We start from the raw sequence: 17,958 nt of genomic DNA on the forward strand, positions 1-17,958 counted from the left end.
AGTTGGAAGTAGGAAGTTAGAAGTAGGAAGTTGAATAATCGCGGCTTCGCCGCCAAATTTATTCTGTCTACTTCCTACTGTCTACCGTCTACTAAATCAAGGTTCTTGCCACCTGCCTCTCTCTTTTATCAAATTCACGAGTTCCTCGATGGCGTCTTCTTCGGGGATGTTCTTCTTGACCGCGGTCTTGCCTTCGAACAGCGTAATGCGGCCGGGGCCTCCACCTACGTAGCCGAAGTCGGCATCGGCCATTTCGCCCGGGCCGTTCACGATGCAGCCCATGATGCCAATCGAAATGTCGGAGAGGTGTCCGAAGCGGGCCTTGATCTTGCCCATGACCTGCTGAATATCGTAGAGGGTGCGGCCGCAGCTGGGGCAACTGATAAAGTTCGTCTTGCTGCGGCGGCAGTAGGCGGCCTGCAGAATATCAAATGCAAGGAGCACGCTTTCCTTAGCACCCTTGTAGCCGTCGATCACGACGGCGTCGCCAAGACCGTCGGTCACGAGGCTTCCGATATCAGCGGACACGCGGAGCGTTTCACGTTCGTTGTCGTTAATCTTGGCGTAAAGCAAAATCGGGTCTTTGCGACCTGCAGCTTCGAGAGCTGCAACAAGAGCGCGCACGCCCGAAACCATCTCGGCGCCGGTATAGCAGAACACGGAACCTGCGGGCACGCTCGCCGGATTCGCAGCGAAGCCCGCGATGTCCATGGCATCCTTGAACTGCACCACGGGGGCGGCATCCAAGCTCGGCAGGGCGAATTCAGCATTGCGGCGTTCGCCGGTGAGTGCAATCGCATCGGCCTTCACGCCGACCTTCACCGGATTAGAACCACCGATTTCTACGCCCGAAACCTTCACGACTTCGGTCTCGCGGCGTTCGTAGTGGTACGGGTCTTTTTCAAGCTGCGGCACGTTGTAGGCAGTCGGTGCAGCAGGCAATGCGCAGGCCTTAATGAGTTCCTGTGCTACCGGGACTTCGGCCACCGGATCTTCAGTCAAAGAAACGCGTATCGTATCTGCCAGACCGTCAAGCAACAGTGCGCCGATGCCGGCCGCAGACTTCAAGCGTCCGTCGGCACCTGCGCCCGCTTCAGTCACGCCCACGTGGAACGGGTACGGCTTAAAGCCTTCCTGCTTAATTCGAGCGGCGAGCATGCGGTAGGCGGCAATCGCCACACGCGGATTGCTGCTCTTGAGGCTCAAGACCACCTGGTCAAAATGTTCGGCTTCGCACACGGCCAAGTATTCCATGGCGCTTTCCACCATGCCTTCGACCGTATCGCCGTAGCGGTAAATCATGCGGGCCGAGAGCGAACCGTGGTTCACGCCGATGCGGATGGCGCGACCGAGGCGCTTGGCTTCTTGCACGAACGGCGTAAAGGCTTCGGCCACCTTTTCCTTGCCTTCTTCAAAAGACTTGTCCGTCTGCTGGTCGAGCGTCAAAATGCCTGTATCGACAAAGTTACCCGGATTGATGCGGACCTTCTCGACCCACTTGAGCGCCTCGAACGCAGCCTTCGGCTGGAAGTGGATGTCGGCGGAAACCGGCACCGTGCAGCCGGCTGCTCGCACCTGCTTCATCACTTCCTCGAGTGCGGCAGCATCTGCAAATGTCGGGGCGGTAATGCGAACCAGGCCACAGCCCACCTTGGCGAGCGCCAGAGTCTCGGCCACCGTCTTCTCGACGTCCTTCGGCTTGGTGGTGGTCATGGACTGAACTAAAATGGGGGCGTTGCCCCCTATCAAAGCCTCGCCAACGCGGACTTGTACAGTTTCCCTGCGGACTGCATTAAAGCGGTCGGCTACATACGGGAATTCGCTAAACTTTGTCATGTGCCCAAAGATAGCAAATTTTATCGTTTTACGCTTCGTCTTCGCTCAAGTTGCTGTAATATTCCTCGAGCTTTTTACGGCAAGCGATAAAGCAATCCTTAAGGGAGGGGTCAAACTGCGTGCCCATTCCATCGATAATAATATTGTAAGCCTCTTCGAAAGACATTTCGGCCTTGTAGCAACGCTTCGAAACCAAGGCATCGTACACGTCGGCAATCGCCATGACGCGAGCCTCGAAGGGAATCTCGGTTCCTTTGAGTTTCTTGGGGTAACCGAATCCGTCGTAACGTTCGTGATGGTAACGGGCCACATTCTTTGCAATCTTCACAAAATCCGGGGACTCGACCACCGTCAAAAGGTTTTCCACGATCATGGCGCCCTTTTCGGGGTGTTCCTTCATTTCTTCGTATTCCTGCGGCGTAAAGCGGCCCGGTTTTCTTAAGATGCGGTCATCGATAGCGATCTTACCGATATCGTGCATCGGTGCTGCTGACACCAGGCAATCGTAGAAGAATTCGGACTGTCCCAACGTGTGGTCCTTACGCAAGTAATCCACCAGAATCTGCACGACCCTGCTGGTGCGCTTGATATGGCTTCCAGTGTTGCTGTCGCGCTTTTCCACCATATGGGCCATGCCCACCACCATTTGTTCCTGAATCGAACGAATCTGGGAATCGTTTTCCTTGAGCATCAGTTCCAGACGGACGTTGTTGGTACCCAGCATGTTGATATAGTTGTGTATGCTGGTTTCGTCTTCGATCTTGAACATATTGATTTTTTCGGAACCGGAAAGAGGAAGCTGGCGAAGTTTGATCTTGTAATACTTGCCATCCTGCTCGAAATTCTTTTCGGCTGTCACCTTGCCTTCGGCCTCTTCCTTGATCCAGGAAAGAAGCAAATGGTTCAGTTCGTGATTGTCGGGAGTGGTATGGTCGATACGGCAATTTTTTAGGTTCGGAAATGTCTCGTAACCCAACGCATTGCTACCGAGAAAACTATTGTCCGAATCGATCAGCACATAGCTGTCGACGTTCTGAGTTTCGAGCACCTGCGAAACGATTTGTTCTACGTCGTAGCGTTTGACTCGATAGCAGATATACAAGAGCGCAAACTGGTCAAACACATAGACCGCCGGCATTACAAGAGTATCGCTTTCGACGAATCTTGAAATAAAGAACGATAAAATAGAGACAGCTTCAATTGCAGAAAGAGCTACCAGGCTCTTGAAAGACACGTTTTTCTTTTTGATGAACGCGTAAACAATCAAGCTTACATTGATAATGACAAAGCCAACCATCGAACAGTTAAAGATGTCGTGGCCGATTCCGTATTCTGCAGTAAAATTGCCGACGCCGTATGTCTGTATATACTTGATGGATTTGTAATAAAGCCCGTTGTGCCCTACCGTAAACGACATTGCAAGCACAATAAACGCCAATAACATCAAGAAGTCGTGACTCCAAGTGGGGCACTTTATTTTGCATATCGAAAGGCAGGCGTTAAAAGTCAATACCGGCAAAAAAATGGAGCCCAGATAAATGACTTTATTCGAAATAATGGCTTGATCTAGGTTGGTGGAAAGAGCAAGAAATAGGTGTCCTAGGCAAGCTACAAACGAAAAGAAGAATAGTAGCGCATACGGACCGTTCTGTCTTGGATTAACGTGATAGTGCAGAAAAAAATTGAACGCTGCAACAACAGTTAATGCTGCCAAAAATAGTAATACCATAAAATAATCCCATCAGTGCCAACATCTCCGCAACCCAGTTTAAATATAAATTAAAATTTACGGCTTTAAAAGGTTGTTCAAGACAATAAGACTGATTTCTGTCTAAAATCCGTGTAAAAAATACAGCCGTCAATCTTTATGGATTGACGGCTGTATTTAATTTTTCAGAATTTGTTCTGAATTAGGCTTCAGCCGGTGCTTCAGGTGCAGCCGGAGCTTCTGCAGCAGGTGCTTCAGCGGCCGGAGCTTCTGCAGCGGGCTTCGGAGGGAGCAAAGCCTTCATGGAAAGCTTCACCTTGCCCTTCGGGTCGACACCGAGGCAGAGAACTTCGACTTCGTCACCGACGTGAACGACGTCTTCGACCTTATCGACGCGGTGGTCGGCAAGTTCGGAGATGTGCACGAGACCGTCACGACCCGGGAGGATTTCGACGAAAGCGCCAAACGGCTGGATCGTCTTGACCTTGCCCTTGTACTTGCGGCCCGGTTCGGGTTCGGCAGTGAGTTCTTCGATCATGCGGCGGCAGACTGCAGCGGCCTTGCCACTGGGAGCAGCAATGTCGATGTTGCCATCGTCGTCGATGTTGATCGTGCAACCCGTCTGAGACTGCATGCCCTTGATCACGGAGCCACCGGAACCGATGACGTCGCGGATCTTGTTGGTGGGGATGCGCATCTTGATCATGGTCGGAGCCTTCTCGGAAACCTTCGGACGCGGAGCGGCGAGGCCGAGTTCAGCCATCTTGCCCAAGATGTGGAGACGGCCCTGACGAGCCTGTTCCAGAGCTTCACGCATGAGTTCCGGCGTAATGCCGCGGATCTTGATATCCATCTGGAAGGCAGTGATACCTTCGGCAGTACCCGTCACCTTGAAGTCCATATCGCCGAGGTGGTCTTCCGTACCGGTGATGTCGGTCAAGATCTTGATCTTGCCGCCTTCCTTGACGGAACCCTTTTCGGAGATGAGGCCCATAGCGACACCTGCGACCGGAGCCTTGATAGGAACGCCAGCATCCATCAAGCTGAGGCAGCCACCGCAAACAGAGGCCATGGAAGAAGAACCGTTGGATTCCTGAATTTCGGAAACCACGCGGATGGTGTACGGGAAGTCTTCCGGCAGCGGAAGAACGGCAGCGAGAGAACGTTCGGCGAGGTGGCCGTGACCGATTTCGCGGCGGCTCATGCCGAGGCGCTTGCATTCACCCACGCAGTACGGCGGGAAGTTGTAATGCAGCATGTAGCTCTTGGAGCCTTCGCCCTGCAGGCTTTCGTAGCGCTGTTCGTCGGCCTTGGAGCCGAGCGTGCAGACCACGAGACCCTGGGTTTCACCGCGCTGGAAGATCGCAGAACCGTGAGCGCTCGGGAGAACGCCGAGTTCGATTTCGATCGGGCGGACTTCGGTCGTCGTACGGCCGTCGAGGCGCACGTCTTCGTTCAAGATCATTTCGCGCATGGCAGTGCGTTCGTAGTCGCTAAAGATTGCCTTAGCGTCTGCAACGAGAGCAGGATCCTGTTCTTCGTCCTTGCCGATGATGGCGAGAATGCGTTCGTCTTCGAGCATCTTCGCGCAGAGGTCTGCCATAGCCGGATAGAAGTCGGTCTTCACCATGTTGGAGTGGACGTCCTTGTTCAGTTCGTCCCACACGACTTCCTTCACCGTGGCGAGAAGCTTTTCGTGGGCTTCGCCAACGTGCTGCGGCTTGAGTTCCATCTTGGGCTTAGCGCAGCGGTCCACCAGTTCCTGTTGGGCCTTGCACATGAGCTTGATGGCTTCGTGACCGGCGAGAATTGCGTTGATCATCGTGTCTTCGGACACTTCGTAGGCACCGCCTTCCACCATGCAGACGGAATCTTCGGTACCGGCGACCACCAGGTCCAGATCGGCGCAGGCCATCTGTTCGTAGGTGGGCATCACGATGTTCTGACCATCGACCACGGCCACGCGTACGGCGGCAACCTGCTGTTCGAAGGGCAGTTCAGAAAGACCGATAGAAAGGGATGCTGCAGACACGCCGAGCACGTCCGGTGCAAACTTGCGGTCAGCAGACAGAACCTGCACGATCACCTGGACTTCGCGCGTGAAGTTCTCGGGGAACATCGGGCGAATCGGGCGGTCAATAATACGTGCAGAAAGCGTTTCTTCGTCAGAGGGACGACCGGCTTCGCGCTTGCTGTAGCCGCCCGGGAGGCGACCAGCGGCGTAAGCCTTTTCGCGGTATTCCACAGTGAGGGGGAAGAAGTCGCCTTCTTTTTCTTCGCCGTAGCAGACAGTAGAGAGCACGAATGCATCGCCCATCTTGGCGACTGCAGCACCGCGAGCCTGCTTGGCGATACGGCCCGTTTCAAACGTGATCACACGGCCGTCAGGGAGCGTAACAGACACTTCCTTCGGGTCGAGCATCTTGCCGTATTTTTGATGGTATGCGTCAATAGACATAAATTTCTCCAGTCTGAAGAATTAGCCGCGCAGACCGAGTTCCTTGATCAAGGCACGCTGGGCGATAATGTCCTTTTCGCCGTAGTACTTGAGGAGGTTCTTGCGCTTAGAAACCATCATGGACAGACCGCGCAGGGAGTGGAAGTCCTTCTTGTGGGTCTTAGCATGTTCGGTGAGGTTCTTGATCTTCTCGGTGAGGAGAGCGATCTGAACGCGGACGTTACCGGTGTCCTTTTCGTTTGCTCCGAACTTAGCGGTGATTTCTGCAGCCTTTTCTTTAGTGATAGTAGCCATTATAGCCATTCCTTTTTTTTGTTGTTTTTGCGGTCACCACCATGGCGACCTGTTTCATTACATGTTTTTGTCCGAGTTTCCCTGCTCTTGCACCAGTGGAATTGGCGAATCTGGTCACAGGACCCAGGCAAAAATGCAATTTGGGGGTATATATAGAAAAAGTAGGAAGTAGGAAGTAGGAAGTAGGAAGGAAATTTGGGGCAAAAATGGGGTAAAAATGGCAAAAAATTGATAAAAAGCTACTTCTAGCAAGATTTGGGCTTCTTTTCTATATTTGGGGGCCGTGGAAAGAAAAGACAATAATTACCTGTTTGATTCCGGGAATCTCTCGGAAGGGGCGCTTGCCAAGAAGCACCGCCTTGAAAACGATCCGAGTTCCCGTACTAATATAATGGATTATCTGCCCGGCATGGAAGTCATCCAGTCGGACATCGCCGACAAGGTGCTCGCAGAATCCGAAAATTTCGATTATTCCAAATACACAGGCAAGGACGTGAAGCGCGCCCTGGAACACGAACGCTGCACGCTCGAGGACTTTAAGGCGCTTCTTTCTCCGGCGGCCGCTCCGTATCTGGAACAGATGGCCGCGAAGGCGAAAATCGAGACCAGCAAGCACTTCGGCAACAACGTGTACTTCTTTACGCCGCTCTACATCGCGAACTATTGCGAAAACTACTGCGTCTACTGCGGGTTCAACTGCTACAACCATATCAAGCGCATGCAGCTCACGATGGAGCAGATCGAGCACGAGATGAAGGTGATTGCTGACAGCGGCATGGAAGAAATCTTGATTCTCACGGGCGAAAGCCGCGCCAAAAGCAGCGTGGAATACATCGGTGAAGCCTGCAAGCTGGCCCGCAAGTATTTCCGCATGGTAGGCATTGAAGTTTATCCGGTGAATACGGACGAATACCGCTACCTGCACGAATGCGGCGTGGACTACGTGACGGTTTTCCAGGAAACTTACGACAAGGTTCGTTTCGAACAACTTCACCTGCTCGGTCACAAGCGCGTATTCCCGTACCGTTTTGATTCCCAGGAACGGGCCCTGATGGCCGGCATGCGCGGGGTGGCATTTTCCGCACTCCTCGGCCTTTCGGACTTCCGCCGCGACGCGCTCGCATCGGCACTGCATGTGTATTTCTTACAAAAGAAATATCCGCATGCCGAAATGAGCTTAAGCTGTCCGAGACTGCGCCCGATTATCAATAACGACAAGATTGACCCGCTTGATGTTCATGAGAAGGAACTCTGCCAGGTGCTTTGCGCTTACCGCATCTTCTTGCCGTACGTGGGCATCACCGTTTCGAGCCGCGAAAGCAAGGAATTCCGCAACGGCATCGTGAAAATCTGTGCGACGAAAGTTTCCGCCGGCGTTTCTACGGGCATCGGCGACCACGAAAGCAAGTACAGCGGTCACGATGACGGGGAAGGTGGCGACGAACAGTTCGAAATCAACGATGGCCGTAGCTTCAACGCCATGTACAGCGACATCTCGGGCGAAGGCCTGCAGCCAGTATTGAACGATTACCTGTACGTCTAAACAGGCACCGCTCAATTAGGCGCATCTTCGTACATTTTTTCGATTTCTTCGGCGAACCGCGCTTCAGCTACGGATCGCCGGATTTTTAAGGTGGGCGTCAAAAGCCCCGATTCCACAGTCAGTTCAACGCCAATCAAAGTCCACCGGCGAATCTGTTCCCAGTGATTCAGCTTACTGTTGACGCGTTCCACATGGCGACTGATCGATTCGCGAATACGCCTTGACTTCAAGGCCTTCTCAAGATTAAAATCGTTCCCCGTACGTTTCAAAAATCGCTTGGCATTCACCGGATTCAAGAAAATCAAGGCCGAGGCGAACTTGCGGTCATTGGCAATGACCAGCGCCTGTTCAATCAGCAGGTGCCGCCCCAGTTCCAGTTCGATGGGGTTTGGACTCACGTACTTGCCCGTACTTGTCTTCAGCAGTTCCTTGAGGCGGCCGGTCAGGTAAAGGAATCCGTCGCGGTCAAAATACCCTTGGTCGCCGGTTTTAAAGAATCCGTCTTCCGTAAAGATTTCCGCATTCAAGTCGGGCCTGTTGCGATACCCCTTGAAAACGCTGTCGCCCTTGACGAGCACTTCGCTGTGATCCCCGATTTTTACTTGCAGGTGGGTCAGCGGCTGACCGACGCTTCCTGGCCTAGCAGAACCGGGCCTGTTCACGCTGACCACTGGCGAACATTCCGTAAGACCATAGCCCTCGCAGACATCAAAGCCCACGTTCAAGAGGAACCGGCAAATCGTCTTGTTCAAGGCTCCCCCGCCCGAAATCACCAGGCGGAACCGCCCGCCCATGGCTTCGCGCATTTTGCTGTAAACCAGTTTGTCGTAAATTTTGCAAAGCACCCCGCGACGTTCCAGAGGGTTGCGCCTCTTGGCCAAGGCGATGGCATGATCAAAGACAAGCTTCTGGATTCCGCAAATCTTTTCGCCCGCAGCCGTCATGGTTTCGTACAGACGTTCCAGGATTCTGGGTACCACCGTCATGACCGTGGGGCTGATTTCACGAATGATGTCAGCAATATGCCGCGGCGAATCCGCAAAGTAAACCTTGGTACCGCTAAGGGTGTAAAAGTAGACCGACATACGTTCAAAGGCATGCGCCACCGGCAAAACCACGAGGCATACATCGGTCGAAACGTTCAGCCGCAAAAAATCTCGCTTGATCACCTGGATCTGCGAAAGCATGTTGCGGTGCGTCAGCTCGACGCCCTTGGGCACACCGGTAGAACCGCTGGTATAAATAATGGAGAACACATCGTCGGGGTTCAGGGAATGCATCTGCTGGTTCAGCCACAGCGAAGATTCCGGCAGCTTGGACAACTCCACACCTTCTTTCACCAAGTCGTCCCAGTACACACCGTTAGGCGGCAACTCCGAATTGCGGTCGAGGCAAATCACCGCCTTGAAGTTTGGCATCAAGGCACCGATAGACGGCGACAAGTCCGACAGCTTGTTCAGGAGCAACACCTGTACCGAGGCGTCATCGCACTGGTATTTGAAATTTTCAGCCGAAATATTCGGGAAAAGGGGAACCACGCGGGCCTGGTTCAGCTGGGTCGCCACATCGGCCATGATCCATTCGGGGCAGCTATTGACCACGACACCAATACTCTTGCCTGCGTTAAGGCCACGTGCCCTAAAGGCAAGAGCCAGGCACTGGGTTTCTTGGCGCAGTCTCGTTCCCGAAAAATGGACCCAGCCTTCGGGAGTACGGTGGAACCAGCCTGCGAAGTTTTCACGATCGCAGTTTGCGAAAAACGCATGCGCAAGCGATGTATACTGCAGCGGTTCCATACAAAACACCCTTCCTACTAGGGATAAAATACATTTATTACACGGTTTTTTTCTGTTAATTTTATCACAAATCCGTTTTTTTTCTTTATATTTGTACCATAGGGTTAGTTTATCTGTTTGAATCAAAGGAATATGAAATGTTCAAAAAGATTCTTGATAAATACAACGGCATAAAACTGAACTACCGTATTGCAATTGCCATCGTACTCGGCACACTCCTTGGCATATTTCTCCCCGGACAACGTTGGATCGGCGAACTAGGCGTCCTATTCGTCGGTGCCATGAAAGGCATCGCCCCCATCCTGGTGTTTGTCTTGATCGTGAACTCCCTTTCTACAGGCAAGACTTCGCTTGACCGACGGTTCGGAAAAGTATTCGCCTTTTACATGGCAAGCACCATTCTTGCATCGGTCATCGCCGTGGCAGCAAGTTTCCTGTTCCCGCAGAACCTGCAGCTGGCCCAGAGTGCAACCACCACCGCCATACTGCCCAAGGGCATCGGCGAAATCTTGAACAACTTGCTTATCCGCGCCGTTTCGAATCCCTTCGAAGCCATAACCGAAGCGAACTACATCGGCATTCTCGTATGGGCAATCATATTCGGTATCGCCATCAAGCTGCACGCCAGCGATTCCACCAAGGAACTCCTGCAAGACATTACCAAGTCCATTACGGCGATTGTCCACTGGCTGATCAACTTCGCCCCCTTCGGTATCTTGGGTCTGATCCATTCGTCCATCGCCACTAACGGCATCGGCATTTTCAAGACCTACGGCATGCTCGTGGCAGTCCTTGCAGGCGCCATGATATTCACCACATTCATTATCGCCCCGCTGGTAGTAAGTTTCGCTATCAAGCAGGATCCTTACCCGCTGGTCATTTATTGTCTCAAGCAAAGCGCTATTACGGCACTCTTTACCAGAAGCTCTGCCGCAAACATTCCCGTGAACATGGACGCCTGCGAAAAGCTCAAGCTCGACCGCGAATTCTATTCCGTCTCGATTCCGCTGGGTGCAACCATCAACATGAACGGCGCTGCCATTACGATTGCCGTGATGACTCTTGCCGCCGCCCACACGCTCGGCATTTCGGTAGATTTTCCGACAGCGCTTACCCTTTGCGTCATAGCCACCATCGGCGCCTGCGGTGCAAGCGGTATTGCAGGCGGTTCACTGTTCCTGATTCCCATGGCCTGCTCCTTCCTCGGTATTTCGAACGATGTCGCCATGCAGGTGGTCGCAGTAGGATTCATTATCGGAGCCATTCAGGATAGCTTAGAAACAGCCCTCAACTCTTCGACCGACGTGATGTATACGGCCGCAGCCGAATACAGCGAATGGGTCGCCGAAGGCAAACATTTGCCGCGACGATTCCGCTAAAGACCGAAATTATGGTGAACTAAATCTCTTTTTTTCTAAAAAAGTTATTTTCTTATATAGAAAGCACTATGACGGTCAACAAGAAGCCAATTCACCGAAGCCTATTTATAGGATGCGCTGCATTCATCGCATTCATGTGTTTTCTGTTTTCGGCACAGGCTTATTATACCTACTCAAAGACTCTCTATTCCCGCTACGATGAAAAACTGGGTTCTCTTTTAAACCACATCACAAAGCATATCGACCTGGACGATCTGTATCAGTGTGTCATTACGGGAGAAAAGAGCGAAAAATACCACCAAGTCCAGGAAACGCTCAACAATCTCGTTGACGAGTTCAACCTGTTCTACCTATACTCCGCCTTTGTCCGCGACAAACTGATGGTGAACATCTGTTCGGCAACAAGCGAAGCAGAACGCGCCCGAGGTGAACAGGATATGGAACTTCTCGAAACAAGTGACACCTATCCTGAAGAAGAACTGAATAAATTCTCCGCTGCGATTGCAGAAGACAAAATTACATTCTTCGAAGAAACCTCCGAATGGGGCGCCGCCTATACCGGCTGCAAGCCATTGATCAGTTCTACGGGCGTCCACTACGGTCTATTGTGTGCAGACATTTCTATCGAAGCGCTCCACAATACGCTACACAAATCGGTTCTCTACAGTATCCTTTTGACCCTTGGCACAGGCATTCTATTTGCCTCAATCCTTATCTTCTGGCTGCGCAGAAACGTGACGGGACCAATCATCGCTCTCGAAAAGAGCGTCATCAAATTCGCCGAAAAAAGCCGCGACAAGAAGAAAGATCCGAAGAACCTCATCTTCGATGCTCCTGAAATCAACACTCAAAACGAAGTGGAATCCCTTTCCTCCGCTATAACCCAAATGTCTAAGGACATGAGGAACTACGTGGAAGACATCCTGGAAGCCGAAGAAACGGCAAAATTCGCGCAGAAAGAAGCGGCCAACATGACCATGCTAGCTTACAAGGACGCCTTGACCCATGTGGGATCCAAGATTGCCTATGATAATGCGGCGAGGACATTAGACAAGGATGTTGCCGAAAAATTGGTAACAGAATTCGGCATCGCCATGATCGACTTGAACAACCTGAAGGTCATCAACGACAGCTACGGTCACGCCAATGGCAACTCTTACATTGCCGGGGCATGCCATATCGTATGTACCATCTTCAGACATTCACCGGTATTCCGCATCGGCGGCGACGAATTTATCGTGATACTCAAGAACGACGACTACGAACAACGCCACAAACTGATCGAAAGGGCTAACCTAAAGTTCTTCGAAACGGAAAACGACAGTGCAAGGGAACCCTGGGAACGCTACTCGGTGGCGATCGGCATGGCCGAATACAGAGAAGGCGAAACCACGGACGCCGTATTCAAGCGTGCGGACCAGGCAATGTACCTGAACAAGCAGAAAATGAAGAAAAACAGAACTTAGTTGGCAGAACGCAATTAGCAGAGTTTAGTTAGTGTTTATAGTACTAAGTTCTGCAGTGCAGCGAACCGCATTCTATATTTCTATATTTGCGCTTGTGCTTGATGTATTGAACCTACATTTCTCCTTTTACGACTGGCTCCTGATTTTCATGGTGACGGCGTTGGGTACACTCAGCGCCTATTTGAAAGATCCCCAGCTGAAAGCGGTGACAGCCACCATTCCCATCCCTTGCGGTTTTGCCTACATTGCCGTCGGGCTCCCGATGGGGACCGCTAATGCAATTTCGGGTTTCATGTGCTTTCTGTACGTGCATATCGTGCGCATTCTGCATTACAAAGTCAAGGTTCCGATTGTTCCGAGCATTATCGCGGGGCTCGCCTTCTTTGTGGCGCTAGGCACGTTCCTCATGCCGCGCATTCCCGATACCGAGGCCTGGTTCCTGGGCGCCTGCGCCTTCGACTTTGTCGTAGGCATTGTCATGTTCCAGACACAAAGCTACAAATCGGGTGTGCGCTACAAGACTCCGCTCCCCATTTACATCAAGGCGCCCGCCATCGCAGGCGTCGTAGGCGGACTCATGCTCATTAAGCGCCTGATGGGCGGATTCTGCACCAGTTTTCCGATGATGAATTCCATCGTGAGCTACGAGAGCCGCTATTCCCTGGGCGACCAGTGCAGGCAATTGCCGCTGTTCCTGATAGCAGGGCCGCTCATGTTCATCGAGATGCGCTACATTGAAATCGGTCTCGGGCTGAACCACTGGATTGTGCTCTTGTGCGGATACATCCTGTTTGCAGCCATTTATTGGCCGCTGAACAAGGAACTCAAACGCCGCAATGAGCAGGCGGAGAAAACTTATAGGAGTAGGAAGTAGACAGTTGGCAGTAGACAGTAGACAGTAGACTGTAGACAGTTGGCTGTGGGCTGTGGGCTATGGGCAGTGGGCTATGGCGGTAGGTGTGGGTTAAGTGTATAGCAAAAGCAATTTTACATCTAGAAGTTTGCAATTATTGTATATTATGAATATGAAAAAGAAATTCATTACCGCAGCTCTTACCGCGTTCACGGTCATGGCCCTTTTCTCGGCATGTTCTGAGTCAAGCTCGTCCAGCAGCACTCCCGTGTCCCCGATTACAAGCGAAACCGATTCTACCCAGGTGAACCCGCAGCAGCCCGACCAGCCGCAAGTTTCCCCGAAGGATTCTACCGAGGCCACCGAACCCGCGCCGATTACCAACCCCGTGGTTGACCCGATTTCAGGAGATTCTACAGTAACGGTACTTCCGACGCCCGAAGATACGAGCGCCCAGCAGCAGCCCGAAAATCCGGACACCTCTACGGTGACGCCGCCCGAACCTGTCGTTGTCGCCTGCGCCGAAGGCGAAGTCCCCACTCCCGTGGATTTCCCGCAGAACGAATTTACCGACATCGGTGACGTTTACAAGAACATCCAGTGTAACGAAAAAGTGGTGTTCATGATCCGCCACGGTGAACGTTCCCGCAACTATTCCGGCAAAGAAGCTCCCCTGACCGATGACGGAATCGAAGAAGCAATTGCCATGGGCGCAAAGCTCACTGGCCCTGGCGAATTCAAGTTCATTCATACCGGCTTTGTCCGTACCTATCAGACAGCCCTTTACGCCGCAGTAGGCCGTGGACAGGCTCAAGTTCTGGAAGACGGCACCGCCGTGAACTTTGTCGCCGACACGGTTACCCAACTTACGGACGGCTGGTTCATGAAGGACAAGGAAAAGCGCGACGAATACCAGGCCGCCGACTCCACCCTCAAGAACGTGAACGTGATGTACGCCTACTGGGCTTACGAAGGCCTGTACACCGACGTGTTTTACGACTTGGAAGAACGCAGCAAGGAACTGTTGAACACCTACGTGCTCAAAGACGTGGCAAGCCTCCCCAAGTACACGCTGATCGCCTCTCACGACCAGTTGCTGATGCCCCTGTTGGTCTACCTCACCAACAAGCAGATCGATTTGAAACTCCACAGCCCCACGCCGCCGCGTAACTGGCTCACCTTCCTCGCTGGCGTTGCCATTATCGTGAACGACAAGGGCGAACTCCGTTATGCGCCGATTAAGGGCGGTGCGACAGGCGTTGAATAATCCTGTTGAGAAACCATAAACATAAATATGGATGCAAAGCGGCTTTTTTAGCCGCTTTTTCTTTTTTTTAGGTATTTTCAAAAAAAAAGCCCGGATTGTATCCGGAACTATGCAATGGAGATGGCATGTTTGGTAAAATGAAGGTTTTGACAGTCGCTTTGGGCATGGGAATGCTCGCAACCGCGGCAAATGCCGAAAAATACAACTGGGGCAACGTCCGTTTTGACGGCGGCGGATTCGTTTCTGCCGTGATTTTCCACCCCAAGGCCGAAAATTTACTGTATGCCCGCACCGACGTGGGTGGCATTTACCGTTTTGATTTCGAAAGAAAGACCTGGATTCCGCTGATGGACTTCATCTCGGAAAACGACAAGGGCCTTTACGGTACCGAAGCCTTCGCTCTCGACCCGAACGACCCCAAGCGCATTTATGTGCTGGCCGGCACGGGTTACTTTAGCAAGGGCCGCACCGCCGTGCTAAGGAGCGAAGATTACGGCGCCACCTGGGACACGACCTATGTGGAAATGCTCGCCCACGGCAACGGCATGGGCCGCCAAACCGGCGAAAAGCTGGCCGTAGACCCGAACAAGGGCAACATCGTTCTTTGCGGCAGCCGCACCAAGGGCGTGTACAAGAGTACCGACTACGGTAAAACCTGGACCAGCCTTTACAAGGTCGCTCTTTCGAGCGCCACCGAATCTAGCCTGAACGGAGTGAACGGCGTGAGCTTCGTGATGTTCGACCCGGCTCAGGGCAAGCTCGCCGACGGCAGCACCGCGACAATCTACATCGGCACTTCTGAAACCAAGGACAACCTGCAGGTGAGCCACGACGGCGGCGCCACCTGGGAAACCATCAAGGGGGTTCCCACGGGCCTGATGCCCCACCGCGCCAAAATCGTAGACGGCGACATGTACGTGACCTTTGCCGACGGCCCAGGCCCGTACAATATTGCAAGCGGCGGTTTCTATAAGTACAATATTGCAGGTGGCACCTGGACCGACCTGACTCCGAGCGATTCCGTGGAACACCAAGGCAGCACCACCAAGAGCTACGAAAAAGACAAGAGCTCCTACGGCGGCGTGGCAATCGACCCGACCGACAAGAATCACATCGTGATTTCGACGCTAGGCAAGTACACCGGACGCCACGTCACGGTCGACGAAAAAGAAAACTACGGCGACCGCATTTACTCCACCACTGACGGTGGCAAGACCTGGAATCACGGCCAGCATTACAACGATATTCCAAACATTGACGCCAACGGCACCGCCTGGATTCCGGGCAACGCCATCCACTGGGCAGGTTCCTTGGAAATCAACCCGTTCAACAATAAGCAGGCTTGGGTCACCAGCGGTAACGGCATCTTTATGACCGAAGACATTTCGGCCAAGGTTCCCTTGTGGAAGTTCATGTCGAAGGGTATCGAAGAAACGGTTCCGCTCGACATCGTGAGCATTCCGGGTGGACCACTCGTGACTGCCATCGGCGACTACGACGGCGCCGCCTACGCCAACATCAATGAAAGCACCAAGCGCCACACCCCGATTATCGGCACCACCGAAAGCATGGGTTACGCCCCGCTCACCGGAAGCCTATTGCGTACCGGCGTGATTACCGTGTATGGCCAGTACGATTCCCAGAATTTTAACGTGATGTACCGTAGCGACGATATGGGCGCCACCTGGGACAGCGTTAAAACCACCCTCAAGGGCCCCAAAGGCTTGGTCGTGCTCTCTGCCGACGGCAAGGTCATGTTACACCGCCCTGACCAGGGCGCAACCGTTTACCGTTCTGCCGACAATGGCGCCACCTGGACCGCCGTTGAAACCGGTACCCAGACCAACTATTCCCGCATTGTCGCAGACCCCGTGAATCCCGACGTGTTCTACGTAATGGGCGGCATGGGTTCGCTTTATAAGTCGACCGACGGCGGCAAGACTTTTGCCGAAGCAGAAGCCCGCTTGCAGAACGAGCAAGCTGGTGAATACTACAACGGCGGCGGACTCATCCGTACCGTTCCCAAGAGAGAAGGACACCTGTGGGTCCCCATGGACCAGTCGCAAGTTTGGCAACCCAAGGGCTTTACTGAATACGGCCTCGCCTATTCCGAAAACGGCGGCAAGAGCTGGAACCGCTGCGAAGGCGCCTCGACCGCCATCGCCGTGGGCATCGGCAAGGCCAAGGAAGGCAGCGACTACGAAACCATCTTTATCTGGGGTGCGGCAAAGTCGGGTGATCCAATCGGCATTTACCGCAGCACCGACAAGTGCAAGACCTTTGAACGCGTGAACGACGACATGCACCAGTTCGGTGGCCCGGGCAACGGCAACTTCGTACAGGGCGACATGAACACCTTCGGCGTCGTATACATGAGCACCGTCGGCCGCGGCACCATCGTAGGCGCACCCGAAGGCACGGAATTCATTACCAAGCTGAACCGCGTAAACGTTACGGCCAGCACCTTCATGCAGCTCGAAAAGCGGAACCTCCTTGTGAGCGCTCCTGCTGGCAGCAAGGTCGAAATCTTCGCTGCCAACGGAAAAATCGCCTTGTGCTCTACCCTCGAAAGCGAAAATGTCGTAAGCCTCGCCAAGCTCCCCGTGGGCAAGTACATGGCTCTCCTCAAGGATTCCCGCGGCAAGACACTTAACCAGAAGGCACTTGTAATCCGATAAAGCTTACCTTGTAAGATTTCCTTAACTTCCAAATACACACAAAAAATCCCCGGCTTCGGCCGGGGGTTTTTGCAATGCTTTATTAGGCGAATTGAGCTAATGGAACTAGCCGATTACTGAACGCTAATGGTATAGACTTCGGTAGCGTTAGCCTTGATGCTGACTTCGTCCGTTTCGTTTTCCATCAGCCAGAGGCTGCTTGGGCCGAAGGTCATCTTGATGACTGAACCGTCAGTTGTGAAAGACGGGGTGAGTTCCGTACGGGTCTTGTGCAAAGCCGTACTCATGGAATGAAGCTTAATCACCTTGCCCTCGATTTTCCAGTCGCCATATACCGGGTAATCCAGGGGGTCCAACTTGGTGATGCCTGCCGTGGGCAGGTCAAATTCGAACTTGCCGTCTTCAGTAAAGATCATCTTGCCCGGAGCGGCGGAATAGCTGAAGCCCGGGAGAATTTCGTTATTGAGGTTTGCATTGGCAAGACCGATCATGTTCCAGGTACCCACCAGACATTCGGCAGTCGGAACTCCAGTCGTCAAGGCAGAAGCACATTCTTCGGCCTTTGTGGGCTTAGGGTCAGTAGAAGAATCGCCACAGGCGGCAAGCAAACCAATCGAGCAAAGAGCAGCTGCGAACGGAACCAATAACATCTTTTTCATAGAATTTCCTCGTTTTCCTTT

12 protein-coding genes are annotated in these 17,958 nt (G+C 52.9%); 6 read left to right on the plus strand and 6 right to left on the minus strand.

Annotated elements, in window-relative coordinates:
* Window positions 1-96: 96 nt before the first annotated feature.
* The 4 genes from ispG to rpsO all read right to left on the minus strand — a co-directional run bounded on the left by ispG (window position 97) and on the right by rpsO (window position 6,296).
* Window positions 97-1,836 (minus strand): (E)-4-hydroxy-3-methylbut-2-enyl-diphosphate synthase, encoded by a 1,740-nt coding sequence (gene ispG / locus B9Y58_RS04495; RefSeq protein ID WP_073054574.1) that lies wholly within the window; start codon window positions 1,834-1,836, stop codon window positions 97-99.
* Window positions 1,837-1,864: 28 nt separating this feature from the next.
* On the minus strand, window positions 1,865-3,565 hold the full coding sequence (locus tag B9Y58_RS04500; RefSeq protein ID WP_083532208.1) for an HD domain-containing phosphohydrolase: 1,701 nt from the start codon (window positions 3,563-3,565) through the stop codon (window positions 1,865-1,867).
* Window positions 3,566-3,746: 181 nt separating this feature from the next.
* The gene (pnp, locus tag B9Y58_RS04505) at window positions 3,747-5,966 is read right to left on the minus strand and encodes a polyribonucleotide nucleotidyltransferase (RefSeq protein WP_369827941.1); all 2,220 of its coding nucleotides are present in this window, start codon (window positions 5,964-5,966) and stop codon (window positions 3,747-3,749) included.
* A 57-nt stretch (window positions 5,967-6,023) separates the two neighbouring features.
* Window positions 6,024-6,296, minus strand: a complete 273-nt coding sequence (gene rpsO, locus B9Y58_RS04510; protein WP_072978575.1) for a 30S ribosomal protein S15 — start codon at window positions 6,294-6,296, stop codon at window positions 6,024-6,026.
* A gap of 283 nt (window positions 6,297-6,579) precedes the next feature.
* On the opposite strand from rpsO, the gene thiH reads away from it, so the two are divergent.
* On the plus strand, window positions 6,580-7,839 hold the full coding sequence (gene thiH / locus B9Y58_RS04515) for a 2-iminoacetate synthase ThiH (RefSeq protein ID WP_073054579.1): 1,260 nt from the start codon (window positions 6,580-6,582) through the stop codon (window positions 7,837-7,839).
* Window positions 7,840-7,850: 11 nt separating this feature from the next.
* Here thiH and B9Y58_RS04520 read toward each other — a convergent pair whose 3' ends face one another.
* Window positions 7,851-9,635, minus strand: coding sequence for an AMP-dependent synthetase/ligase (locus tag B9Y58_RS04520; protein ID WP_073054581.1), 1,785 nt, complete (start codon window positions 9,633-9,635; stop codon window positions 7,851-7,853).
* 137 nt (window positions 9,636-9,772) lie between these two features.
* Here B9Y58_RS04520 and sstT point away from each other — a divergent pair, with 137 nt between their 5' ends.
* From sstT to B9Y58_RS04545, 5 genes are all read left to right on the plus strand, one after another.
* Window positions 9,773-11,014: a serine/threonine transporter SstT gene (sstT, locus tag B9Y58_RS04525; RefSeq protein ID WP_073054583.1), complete on the plus strand. Its 1,242-nt coding sequence runs from the start codon at window positions 9,773-9,775 to the stop codon at window positions 11,012-11,014.
* 134 nt (window positions 11,015-11,148) lie between these two features.
* Window positions 11,149-12,480, plus strand: a complete 1,332-nt coding sequence (locus tag B9Y58_RS04530) for a sensor domain-containing diguanylate cyclase (RefSeq protein ID WP_233247838.1) — start codon at window positions 11,149-11,151, stop codon at window positions 12,478-12,480.
* 94 nt (window positions 12,481-12,574) lie between these two features.
* Window positions 12,575-13,354, plus strand: coding sequence for a hypothetical protein (locus B9Y58_RS04535; RefSeq protein WP_073054587.1), 780 nt, complete (start codon window positions 12,575-12,577; stop codon window positions 13,352-13,354).
* Window positions 13,355-13,505: 151 nt separating this feature from the next.
* Window positions 13,506-14,600, plus strand: coding sequence for a histidine phosphatase family protein (locus B9Y58_RS04540; RefSeq protein ID WP_158278320.1), 1,095 nt, complete (start codon window positions 13,506-13,508; stop codon window positions 14,598-14,600).
* A gap of 125 nt (window positions 14,601-14,725) precedes the next feature.
* Window positions 14,726-17,278 carry a sialidase family protein gene (locus B9Y58_RS04545; protein WP_073054786.1) on the plus strand — a complete coding sequence of 851 codons (2,553 nt, stop codon included), beginning with the start codon at window positions 14,726-14,728 and terminating at the stop codon, window positions 17,276-17,278.
* Window positions 17,279-17,391: 113 nt separating this feature from the next.
* On the opposite strand, the gene B9Y58_RS04550 is transcribed toward B9Y58_RS04545, so the two are convergent.
* Window positions 17,392-17,937, minus strand: coding sequence for a hypothetical protein (locus B9Y58_RS04550; RefSeq protein WP_073054591.1), 546 nt, complete (start codon window positions 17,935-17,937; stop codon window positions 17,392-17,394).
* Window positions 17,938-17,958: the final 21 nt, after the last annotated feature.

The organism is Fibrobacter sp. UWB15, assembly GCF_900177705.1.
In the GTDB taxonomy this organism is placed as follows: Bacteria; Fibrobacterota; Fibrobacteria; order Fibrobacterales; family Fibrobacteraceae; genus Fibrobacter.

Bases quoted from the DNA above. Each gene is read 5' to 3' on its own strand.
- sstT (WP_073054583.1), top strand. From the start codon at position 9,773: ATGTTCAAAAAGATTCTTGATAAATACAACGGCATAAAACTGAACTAC.
- pnp (WP_369827941.1), bottom strand. From the start codon at position 5,966: ATGCTCGACCCGAAGGAAGTGTCTGTTACGCTCCCTGACGGCCGTGTG.
- B9Y58_RS04550 (WP_073054591.1), bottom strand. From the start codon at position 17,937: ATGAAAAAGATGTTATTGGTTCCGTTCGCAGCTGCTCTTTGCTCGATT.
- rpsO (WP_072978575.1), bottom strand. From the start codon at position 6,296: ATGGCTACTATCACTAAAGAAAAGGCTGCAGAAATCACCGCTAAGTTC.
- ispG (WP_073054574.1), bottom strand. From the start codon at position 1,836: ATGACAAAGTTTAGCGAATTCCCGTATGTAGCCGACCGCTTTAATGCA.
- B9Y58_RS04540 (WP_158278320.1), top strand. From the start codon at position 13,506: ATGAAAAAGAAATTCATTACCGCAGCTCTTACCGCGTTCACGGTCATG.
- B9Y58_RS04530 (WP_233247838.1), top strand. From the start codon at position 11,149: ATGTGTTTTCTGTTTTCGGCACAGGCTTATTATACCTACTCAAAGACT.
- B9Y58_RS04545 (WP_073054786.1), top strand. From the start codon at position 14,726: ATGTTTGGTAAAATGAAGGTTTTGACAGTCGCTTTGGGCATGGGAATG.
- B9Y58_RS04500 (WP_083532208.1), bottom strand. From the start codon at position 3,565: ATGGTATTACTATTTTTGGCAGCATTAACTGTTGTTGCAGCGTTCAAT.
- B9Y58_RS04520 (WP_073054581.1), bottom strand. From the start codon at position 9,635: ATGGAACCGCTGCAGTATACATCGCTTGCGCATGCGTTTTTCGCAAAC.